The sequence below is a fragment of the Amycolatopsis sp. H20-H5 genome (genome assembly GCF_035828755.1).
Classification (GTDB): Bacteria; Actinomycetota; Actinomycetes; order Mycobacteriales; family Pseudonocardiaceae; genus Amycolatopsis.
The window spans coordinates 1-9,654 of the sequence record NZ_JAYMZS010000196.1 but is presented as its reverse complement, the minus strand read 5'-3'; the positions used below and the strand labels follow the sequence as shown (position 1 = coordinate 9,654).

The window sequence follows — 9,654 nt, the reverse complement described above, 5'->3', positions numbered from 1 at the left end:
GGCCCGCGCCGCCCGAGGCCACCGTCCTGCGCTTCGTGCCGCTGCTGGTGCTGCTCGCCGGGGTATTGGGGATCGAGCTGCTGCAGCGGCTCCGCAATTCGCTGGTGGCGCTCGCCCCCGGGTTCGCGGTCGTGGTGCTCAGCCAGTGCTACGCCGCGTTGTCCGGGTTCGGCGCGGTGCTCGCCGTGCTCGCCTACGCCGCGACGGCCGGGACGCTGCTGGCCGTCACCAGGGCGGATCGGGTCACCGACCCGGCCGGGTCGCGACGGCGGTGGGTCACCTCGGTGCTGCCGAAGGCGGGGCCGATGGTCGTGCTCGCGGTCGTTTGCGCGCTGGTGGCGGGCCTGCTCGCGCCCGCCGTCCCGCCGGTGTACTCGCTCAAGAACGGCCAGGCCACCCCGCTGGCCGAGACCAAGGTGATCAGCCCGCTGGACCAGATCGCCGACCGCCTCCGGCATCCGGGAACCGCGGTGTTCGAGGTGCGGGGCGGCGGCGAGGACGTCGACCGCTGGCCGCTGGCCGTGCTCGACACCTTTGACGGGGTCAACTGGACCTCCGCCGGGCAGGCGCGGCGGCTCGGCGCCGAGCTGCTGCCGGGCCCCGCGGTGACCGTCGGGGTGCAGGCCCGCTCCGCCGAGATCACGCCGCTCAAGCTGGACGGCCCGTGGCTGCCGAGCCAGACCTGGCCCGCCGGGGTCACCGGGACCGACCCGCTGATCGAGGAGCAGCAGGGGACGCTGCTGGCGAACGGCCCCGGCAGCACCACCCGGTACACCTTGCACTGGTGGGAGCCGGAGCCCGGGGCCAAGTCGCTGCAGGGGTACCCGATCGACGAAAACGCGCTGGAGCGCCTCGGCGGGGTCGGCGAGGTGCCCGACGGCATGAACGATCTCGCCAAGCGGGCGGTGCAGGGGAAACGGCCTTCCTTCGACACGGCGCTGGCGCTGGAGACGTTCCTGCGCGTCAACTACAAGCTGGCGACCGTTGACCCGCTGCCGACCGGGCACGCCTGGCCCAAGCTGGCCGACTTCCTGCAGCGTGACAAGCGGGGCACCAGCGAGCAGTTCGCCGCGGCTTATGTCGCGCTGGCAAGGCTTCTCGGCATTCCGGCCCGCCTCGTGGTCGGGTTCCGCTCGCCCGCGGGCCGAGTGCCCGGCCAGCCCTACACCGTGGTCAACAAGGATGTGATGGCCTGGCCCGAGGTGGCGGTCGCCGACGTCGGCTGGGTGAAGCTCAACCCGAGTGGCGAGGCGACCGCGGCGGGTCCCGGCGCGGGGCTGGCCGCGGCGGCCGACCGGGCCCGCGCCGAGCTGCCCAAGACGCAGAACCTGCCCGACCCGCCGGTGGCGCCCGCGGCCCAGGCTTCCGGCGGCGACGGCGGAGGCGGTTTCGGCGCGATTCCGCTGGGCCCGCTCGCGGGCGTCGCGGGTTTGCTCCTGCTCGCCTGGCTCGGCGGGGTCCCGGCGCTCACCTCTTGGCGCGCGTGGCGACGTCGGCGCAGAACCGGTGCGGGCGCGGTGATCGGCGCGTGGGAAGAGGCCCGCGACCGGTTGCGCGCACACGGGATCGGGGTCTCCGCGGGGATGACCGTCCGTGACCTGGCGACCGCCTCGGCAGGCGTCGGCGGCCCCGGCACGGCGGACGGGCTGCGCGCGCTGGCGTCCACAGTGGACTTGGCATTGTGGTCCGGCGCGGCGATGGGTGAGCAGCCCGGCCGTGACGCCTGGGCCGCCGTACGCGTCGTGCGCCGCGGCCTGGCCGCGCGCGGCTGGCGCACCCGCTTACGCGCCGCCGTCACGCTCCGAAACCTGGCCCCTCGCCGCCGCTGAGCACGAACCCGTTGCCCCTGAAGGCCACTGTGTCCCCAAAGGCCCGTCGCCTCGTCGGCGACGGGCCTGAGGGCGTCTAACGCCGTGAAGGTGGCCTTCAGGGGCAGGTCGCGCCGCGGAGGGGTTTGCTCAGGCTCCGGTAAAGGTCGGCGCCGTTGGTGCCCTTGATCTGGAAGCAGTATCGGGCGGGCGCGGGGGCGACCTGAACCTCGTACGTGGTGTTCTGCTGCACGGAGATCGACTGATCCTCCTTGCCCTCGGGGAACACGAACAGCACGTAGTACAGCGAAGGCACCGGGCTGTGCCACGACAGTGCGACGTAGTCGCCGTGGTCGACGGGGTCGTCGAGGTCGAGCCGGCCGACCTTGTCCGGTGCCGTCGTCGGAACCGGCCGGGTGGACGACGCCGGCGCGCCGGGCTGGGCGGGCGAGGAGGAACCGGGGAGCTCGGCGGGCTGGTTGCGCAGGAGCAGCACCGCCACCAGGACGAGCACCACCAGTCCGCCCGCGGCCCCGATGAGCAGCCCGGTTTTGGTCCGGCTGCGCGGCTTCGTCTTCGGCCCGTAGTACGCGATCGGGTCGCCGAGGTTGGCCGGGAACAGGGGGGTCCGGCTGTCCTGGCGGACGGGCCCCGACGCGCCGGGGCCCCGCAAGGCGCCCAGCCGGGCGGCGACCGCGGCGGCGTCGAGGGGACGGGCGTCCGGGTTGTTCTCGAGCAGTGAGGACACCAGGTGGCCGAGGCCGCGGGGCAGGTCGAGCCGGTCGAGCGGGGGCGCTTTGCTGCTCAGCACACGCAGCGTCAGCTCGCCGGGCTGTTCGCCCGTCCGTCCTTGGTGCGGCGACCGGCCGGACAGCGCGTAGTAGAGGACGGCGCCGAGCCCGTACAGGTCGGCGCGTTCGCTGGTGGTGCCGTCCCGCACCGTCTCCGGCGGCAGGAAGGCCACGCCGTGCTCCGGGGCGCGCAGGAACGTCTGGCGCAGCACCAGCCCGAAGTCGGACAACGCGGGCGCGCCGGACCGGCGGAACAGCACGTTCCCCGGCGTGACGCCCCCGTGCACGATCCCCGCCCGATGCGCGGCCACCAACGTCGACGCGAGCACGTCGCCGAGCGCCAGCGCGCCCGCGATCGACAGCGGGCCCGCCGAACCGACCAGGCCGGGCAGGGACTGCGCGCACAGCTCGCGGCGCATCGCGAACCGGCCGTCGCCCAGTTCGGTGTACTCGAGGGGCAGCAGCACCGTGTCGTGGCCGCGCAGTGACGCCAGCGCGCTCAGTTCGCGGTTCAGTTCCGTCTTCGTGTGCCGGTCCACCCGGCCGGGGTACACCTTGAGCGCGTACGACTCCCCGGTCGGCCGGTGGACCCCGGCCAGCATCCGGGTGACCGGCCCGTCACCCAGCGGGGTCAGTTCGTCGTGGTCGGTGTCCATGGCCATCGCGGTGCTCGTCCCCCGTGCTCGGTGTGACCTGCCGTGCGGGTCAAGTCTGGCATCGCGATCGGTCCCCGGCGAGACCACGTCCGCCGGCGAGGGGAGAACCGGCGTCAGGCGACGTCCATGATGCTGACGACCTTGTTGCGGCCGCTGCTCTTGGCGCTGTAAAGCGCTTTGTCGGCTGCCTGCAGGAGCCGGTCCAGCGCGGCCCCGGCGTCGGGATAGGTCGCGACGCCGATGGACGCGGACAGGCCGTCGATGAGCTTGGCGGACTCGCCGTCCGTGATCCGCACGGTCAGTCCCGCGATGGCCTCGCGAATGCGTTCCGCCACGGTGAGCACGTCGATTTCGCGGATGTCGGGCAGCAGGACGACGAACTCCTCACCGCCGAAGCGGCCGACGGAGTCGTAGTCGCGGACGGCGTCCCGCAGCGTGGTCGCCACCGCCTTGAGCACGGTGTCGCCGCCCAGGTGGCCGTGCCGGTCGTTGATCCGCTTGAAGTGGTCGAGGTCGACCATCAGCACGCCGAAGGTGGCCTGCGGCAGCCGCTGCGCGCGCGACAGCTCGCGGGTGGCGAGGGTGTGCCAGCCGGTGGTGTTGAACAGGCCCGTCTTCTCGTCCGTGGTCGCGGCGATCTCGAGCTGTTTGACGAGCACCGCGCGGTGCAGGATGAGCAGCGGCGGCACGATGGCCAGCGCCAGCGCGGGCAGCGTCGCCAGCGCGAGCGCGGTCAGGATGCCCAGGCACAGGGTCGCGACCTCGAGCAGGTTGTCGCCCGCGCCGCCGAACAGCGCCGCGAACGAGCGGTTCGTGAGGGTCAGCGCGGGCAGGATGGTCACCGCGGCGACCACGAAGTAGGTGACGACCGCGAGCACGATGGCGCCGACGCCCGCCCAGCCGGTGCCCAGCGCGGCGTACATGCTGGTGATCCCGGTTCGTGCCAGCACGAAATCCGTGGCGTAGCAGGTCACGATCACGAGCGTGGCGTTCAGGACGGTGCGGAACGGCGGCACCCGGCGGATCCGGTAGAGGCTGCGCGTGGCCAGGTGCAGGTAGAGGATCGCGACCAGCGTCCCGACGAGCGCGGGCGGCAGCAGCAGCACCCCGGCGAACGTCCAGACCGAGGTCATGTTGATGTGCGGGGTGTCCGACACCAGCCGTCGCACCCGCTCGACCTGCCGCCCCAGCTCCGCCTGCAGGACGCCGAGGCAGGCCAGCACGGCGAGGAACACGAGGTCGCGGAGCCTGGTGGGCACCCCGATCGCCGTGGCCGCGGTCACGGCCAGCGCGACGGTTTCGACGAGCAGGCAGTACAGGATCAGCGTCGGCCGCTGCTTCCACAGCGTCCACCGGAGCGGCGAAAGCGCAGCATGAAGGCGCGCAGGGGCACTGGCGGCCGCGTCCGCGCCATTCATACTCAAGTGACCCACCCCCTGGGTGGTCGGTTGTTCGCCCGAAACGTATCCACTCAATCACAGCTGGCGGCCCGGATCGACGGGCGCTACACGATTGGAGCAGGAAAGGGAGGGACGTCACCATGCGTAACCGCGAATCCTGAATCGCTGGTAGCCGGTGAAGATCGAAAAGAAAAGGGAGTAACCATGCGTAATCGCGAGTCCTGAAAGTTATCCCTTGATCGGACCAATGCCGGGAAGGAGTCACGCTATGCGTAATCGCGAATCCTGAACTCACTTCACCCGTCCACCGGAGCACGCGCCAGCCGCGCCCGGCTCCACCCCACCGCGATGGGAATGGCCACGACCGCTCCGGCGAGACCGGCGACAGCGATGGTGTGGGCCGGGCCGATCTGGTCGGCGGGCACGCCCGCCAGCAGCGCGCCGAGCCTCTGCACGGTGGGTCGGGCCGGTGGACTGCGGCCCGGCGCCGCGCGCGCGGTGCGTCCGGGAGTCGCCGGACGAACGACGCCCTGCCCTGGATGTAGCAGGCCATGCCGGACAGCCCGAACAAGGAGCGTCGAGACCGCCAGGCCCGGCCGCCGCAGGCAGTACACGTCGGCGACCGGCGCGGACCCCGCGCCACAGCAGCGCCGCGGAGACGCCGAGGTGGCGGCGTCGATCGCGAGCCCCGCCGACGGCGTGAGCGGTGACGAGCACCCCCCGCCCGCGAACCCGGCGAGCTGGGCCGTCCGGATGGTGATGTGCCGGATCACCATCCCGACCGTGTACCGCTCGCCGGTCAGCACGTCCGGCAGCATGGCCTGCTGCGCCGCCTTGAACGGGCCGTTGAGCGGGGTCGCGACCGCGACCAGGACGCACAGCGACCACAACGGCATGCCCGGCAGTGCCGCGCGGGCGATGTCCGCGGCGACCAGCACCGAACGCCGCGGGTACCGGCCGCCCAGGCCCGACAGCAGGATCCCCCCGGCGAGCGCGGGGCGACGTCACGCGTAGGTCCGCTGGGTAGACGAGGATCGACAGGGCGACCCTGGCCAGCCGGTCGCCCGGCGGTGGAGAACAGCTTCGGCCGTCCACCGCGCGCGGAACTGCGGACCCTGAAGGCCGAACCGAACGTGACCCGCTGCTTGCGCATGAAGCCCTCTCACCCCGGCCGGACCTCAGCGCGGGCGAGTGCAGGTGACGAGGCGAACGGAGGAGGTTCTGTGACAGAACCGTGACATCTCCCCAACGGGTTCATCAAATACGGCGGTGAGACTCGCGTTCATGGCAGTGATCCTCTTCGAAGCATCTTCGGCGAACAGAACCGGAACCGCCCGGCACGCGCTCGTGGCCAAGGCCACGTCCTCCACCGCGGTGCTGCTGGCGAGTTCGGCGGGTTTCGTGGTGGCTTTTGTGGCGGCGTACCTGCTCTTCGTCCGCACCGGCGGCGGGCGGCTGGCAGAGAACGGCGTGGTGCACAGCGCGCAGTCCGTCATCGGGTCCACAGTGGACTGGGCTGCCCCACTGGGCGCGGTCGACATGGTCGGCCTGCTCGCCGTCGTCGCCGTCGGGGTGCTCCTGATCGCGCTGGTCCGCCGCCGGTTTTCGCTCGGGGTGTCCGCGCTGGTCGTGCTGGCCGCCCCGCTGATGGCCGCCCAGCTGCTCAAGCTGTACGTGCTGGAAAGGCCCGGCGGGCGTGACGGGCTGGCCGTCGCCGGGCACAACAGTTTCCCGAGCGGCCACGTCAGCGCGGCGACGGCCATCCTGCTCGCCGTGGTCGTGGTGCTGCCGCGGCGGTTCCGGACCCCGGTGCTGCTGCTGGGCGCGCCGGTGGTGGCCTGGGTCGCCGCGTCGACCATCGCGCTGGGTTGGCACCGGCTCAGCGACACCCTCGGCGGCTGCCTGCTTGTCGCGGCCTTGGCCTGCGCCGGAGCCGCGCTGATGGCCCGCCGCGGCTCCGGCGCGAAGCGGATCCCGGCGGTGCCGGTCTCGGTCGGCCTCTTCGGCCCGGTCGCCGTCGTGCTCGGCGACTACGCGGTGCTGAGCACGGCTACCTCGGCGTCCGCCCAGTACGTCGCGGCGCTGGTGCTGGCCGCGGTTTCGGCGGCCGCGGTGGTCCTGCTGGTCGCGATCGCCCTGCACGGGGTGAGCTTCGAACGCCGCCTCACCGGCTCGGCGCGCGAGCAGGCGCTGATCGCGTCGTCGAGCCGGGACCGGGCTGCCGGCGGCTGGTGAGTTTTCTGTCGGTGGTCCCCGTTAGCCTCAAGGCATGAACGTGAGAGAGCCCGTCACGAAGGAACTCACCGTGGCGGCCGAAGAGCTGATCGCGGGGCAGTGGTTCTGGCATGAGCCCGCGCCCGGTCTGCGGTCCTGGTCGCTGCAGGTGGCGGCCACCGAACTGGCGGAGAACTCGGTGCGGATCGTCACCACCGACGAAGTACGTGAACTGGTTTCCTACGCGCGGGACAGGCGGGTCCGGCTGGCGCCCGCGGCCTGAAGCTCAGCGCCCGGCCACTTCGTCGACTCATTTCTGAAGCCGACCTCGTGCGGACTGTCCGCGACCTGAGACGGGAGAACCTGAGACGGGAGAAGGAGGAAAGACGTGGGGGAAGTGCCGCCGGGGTTCGAACCGTTCGCTTCCAGCCCGTTCGTGGCCGCGATCGGCCCGGTGTGGATACGCCGCGGCGAGGGCCCGCCGACGCTCGGCGCCGTCGTCGGCGAGCAGCACGCCAACACCGGCGGGACCGCGCACGGCGGTTTCCTGGCCACCCTGGTCGACCTCGTCCTCGCGCAGGGCGTCAAAGCCGTGGCGCGCCCGGGTGCCCGCCTGGTCACCGCGGGCTTGACGCTCGACTTCGCCGAGCCGGTGCCGCTCGGCTCGTGGGTCGAGGCGCGCGCCGACGTCCAGCGGCAGTCCCGGCGCACGGTGTTCGCGAACTGCTTCCTCGTGGCCGACGGCCACCGGGCGGTCCGCGGCAGTGGCATCTTCACAGTGGTCACCTGAACAACTCGTCGTTAGGCTGATCAGGTGCTTTTCCGGCGAGGCCTCCCTAATCGCGTCCGGTCCCGTCGACTGTCATCGCCGGTCCGGCCGCGCGGGCAGGGCTGAGCCGATGCGCCTGTCCTTCGCCCTCCGTCTGCCGCCCGAGGTGACCGCTGTGGTCGCGGCCATGACGCGGCCACCGCTGGAGAACGTCCAATGGACGGATCCGCGGCGATGGATCGTGAAACTCCGCCCGCTCGGCCACGTGCCGAGCGCGCTGCATCAGCTCCTCGTGGACGCGGTGGAAGCCGACCTCGACGGCGCCGTCCCGCTCCGGGTCTCGTTCGGGCCGATCGTTCGCCGGTATGGCGGGCAGCAACTTTCGGCGCCGGTCGAGGGCCTCGAAGAGCTCGCAGCGGCGGTGTTCGACGCGACCGTGCCGCTCGTGCCGGTCACCCACCCTCAGCCGGTCCACACCGACCTCGTCCTCGCGGGTGGCCGCGTCCCGGCTCAGCTGGCGGGCACAGAACTGCGGGCCGAATGGGTGGTGGACGAACTCCTGCTGATCGCCGACCGGTCGAGCCCGCGTGCCGTGCGGCTGGAGGACGTCGCGACGATTTCCCTGCGCGGCCGATAACGGCAATCCAGCGCCACTGACCACCAGCGGCCAGTGGCCGGAAATGCTCACGCGAAGCGCGGTGCGCCTCACCAGTACTTCGTATTCCGGACGTGCAGGCTCGTCAATACGCCAGGGTCCGGAATCGGAGGGCTTTACCGCTACTTCGGCAACGACCCGGAGCAGGACGCAGACCCTGCTGTCGACACCTGAGTCCACATCGGACACCGGCAGGGCACTATTCGGGAATTCTTGGGGGTTCGGGGAGGGTGGTCGGGTGGATTGGTCAAACCCCCCGAAAGGTTGGTGTCCCGCCCGCACCGGCAATCAGGGAGCCATTCCCGCCCCGCGGAACGCGCTGACCTGCGTTTCTACCGCACGACAAAGAAAAGGCCTAACACGATGGTGTTACGCAGTGGAATTGTCCGCGCACTGCAGGTAGCTTCGGGTCAGTGATCACTGATCGGTGGAGCCGTACGCGGCCAACCGGCGCAGGCTTTGTCTCGACGAGCCGCGTGGTCATAGCAACCCCGATGCTGAGGAGTAATTCATGTTGAAGAAGCTTGGTTTTGTCATTGGCACCGCGGCCGTCGGCATGGTGATGTTCGGTGGTCTCGCGTCGGCGCAGGGCGCTGACTACGGTGACCACGGCTACGACTGGAACCAGGACGGCCAGGTCGGCCTGCTCAACCTGAACAACACCGACGTGCTGCACAATGTCAACGGCACCCTCGGCGTCTGCGGCAACGACGTCAACGTGCTCGGCGTCCAGGTCCCGATCCGCGACTCCGCGAACGGCATCGGCGTCCCGATCCTGTCGCCGGGCAAGCACGAGGCCGGCAGTGACCAGCTCGCCAACTGCGCCTCCGGTGGCGTCGTCGACGGCGGGTCCGGCCAGCACAGCTGAACCTCGCGGTAGGACGAACAGTCCTTGAAGGACGGTGGTCGGCTTCGGTGCACGCCGAAGCCGACCACCGTCCTTTCGTCTTTCGTGGACGACAGCGCTCGCCCGGCGTCGGCGTCGACCCCTGACGAGACGAGCGATCCTGGATCCTGGAGATTCCGGGTACGCGGATCCTCGCGTCGGCTTGCGAGATCCCGCAGTCGCTGCAGCCCTGACGGCACCGGTTATTGGCCACCGATCAGCTTCATCGCTGGTCAGCGGCCGCGGCGTCCGGTAATGCGTAACAGCCGCTACCCCCCTGTTTGAGGGGATTTCAGGTCATGTAATGTTCTGCAAGTCGCCAGGGAAACCGGGTGGCCGCGGGACACAAACCAAGCTCTCAGCTTCGGCTGGTTGAGTGGGTGTTCCAACACAAACTGCTAGGAACAATTCGCTTCAGGTAAGGCCTCGTGGTGGGGCGCGATCTGCGGTGTGTTGCTTGAGAACTCAACAGTGT

At 70.9% G+C, this 9,654-nt stretch carries 9 protein-coding genes; 6 read left to right on the top strand and 3 right to left on the bottom strand.

Annotation, left to right across the window (positions count from 1 at the left end; translation table 11 throughout):
- A partial coding sequence (locus QMK34_RS45555) for a DUF3488 and transglutaminase-like domain-containing protein (RefSeq protein WP_326421140.1) occupies positions 1 to 1,829 on the top strand: 1,829 nt, incomplete at its 5' end.
- Between the two features lie 97 nt (positions 1,830 to 1,926).
- On the opposite strand, the gene QMK34_RS45550 is transcribed toward QMK34_RS45555, so the two are convergent.
- From QMK34_RS45550 to QMK34_RS45540, 3 genes are all read right to left on the bottom strand, one after another.
- Complete coding sequence (locus QMK34_RS45550; protein ID WP_326421139.1) at positions 1,927 to 3,261, bottom strand: serine/threonine protein kinase; 1,335 nt, start codon at positions 3,259 to 3,261, stop codon at positions 1,927 to 1,929.
- Positions 3,262 to 3,368: 107 nt separating this feature from the next.
- The gene (locus tag QMK34_RS45545) at positions 3,369 to 4,673 is read right to left on the bottom strand and encodes a GGDEF domain-containing protein (protein WP_326421141.1); all 1,305 of its coding nucleotides are present in this window, start codon (positions 4,671 to 4,673) and stop codon (positions 3,369 to 3,371) included.
- Between the two features lie 278 nt (positions 4,674 to 4,951).
- The gene (locus tag QMK34_RS45540; protein ID WP_326421138.1) at positions 4,952 to 5,593 is read right to left on the bottom strand and encodes a hypothetical protein; all 642 of its coding nucleotides are present in this window, start codon (positions 5,591 to 5,593) and stop codon (positions 4,952 to 4,954) included.
- Positions 5,594 to 5,939: 346 nt separating this feature from the next.
- Between QMK34_RS45540 and QMK34_RS45535 the strand changes: the two genes are divergently transcribed.
- From QMK34_RS45535 to QMK34_RS45515, 5 genes are all read left to right on the top strand, one after another.
- Positions 5,940 to 6,890: a phosphatase PAP2 family protein gene (locus tag QMK34_RS45535; protein WP_326421137.1), complete on the top strand. Its 951-nt coding sequence runs from the start codon at positions 5,940 to 5,942 to the stop codon at positions 6,888 to 6,890.
- Between the two features lie 34 nt (positions 6,891 to 6,924).
- Entirely contained in the window at positions 6,925 to 7,152 is a 228-nt protein-coding gene (locus QMK34_RS45530) for a hypothetical protein (protein WP_326421136.1), read from the top strand.
- A gap of 105 nt (positions 7,153 to 7,257) precedes the next feature.
- Positions 7,258 to 7,659 carry a PaaI family thioesterase gene (locus tag QMK34_RS45525; protein ID WP_326421135.1) on the top strand — a complete coding sequence of 134 codons (402 nt, stop codon included), beginning with the start codon at positions 7,258 to 7,260 and terminating at the stop codon, positions 7,657 to 7,659.
- Positions 7,660 to 7,768: 109 nt separating this feature from the next.
- Positions 7,769 to 8,275 carry a 2'-5' RNA ligase family protein gene (locus tag QMK34_RS45520; RefSeq protein ID WP_326421134.1) on the top strand — a complete coding sequence of 169 codons (507 nt, stop codon included), beginning with the start codon at positions 7,769 to 7,771 and terminating at the stop codon, positions 8,273 to 8,275.
- A 529-nt stretch (positions 8,276 to 8,804) separates the two neighbouring features.
- Positions 8,805 to 9,161 carry a hypothetical protein gene (locus QMK34_RS45515; protein WP_326421133.1) on the top strand — a complete coding sequence of 119 codons (357 nt, stop codon included), beginning with the start codon at positions 8,805 to 8,807 and terminating at the stop codon, positions 9,159 to 9,161.
- Positions 9,162 to 9,654: the final 493 nt, after the last annotated feature.

Excerpts from the sequence above, each read along its gene's own strand:
- QMK34_RS45545 (WP_326421141.1), bottom strand. The coding sequence starts at position 4,673 with ATGAATGGCGCGGACGCGGCCGCCAGTGCCCCTGCGCGCCTTCATGCT.
- QMK34_RS45520 (WP_326421134.1), top strand. The coding sequence starts at position 7,769 with ATGCGCCTGTCCTTCGCCCTCCGTCTGCCGCCCGAGGTGACCGCTGTG.
- QMK34_RS45550 (WP_326421139.1), bottom strand. The coding sequence starts at position 3,261 with ATGGCCATGGACACCGACCACGACGAACTGACCCCGCTGGGTGACGGG.
- QMK34_RS45515 (WP_326421133.1), top strand. The coding sequence starts at position 8,805 with ATGTTGAAGAAGCTTGGTTTTGTCATTGGCACCGCGGCCGTCGGCATG.
- QMK34_RS45530 (WP_326421136.1), top strand. The coding sequence starts at position 6,925 with ATGAACGTGAGAGAGCCCGTCACGAAGGAACTCACCGTGGCGGCCGAA.
- QMK34_RS45535 (WP_326421137.1), top strand. The coding sequence starts at position 5,940 with ATGGCAGTGATCCTCTTCGAAGCATCTTCGGCGAACAGAACCGGAACC.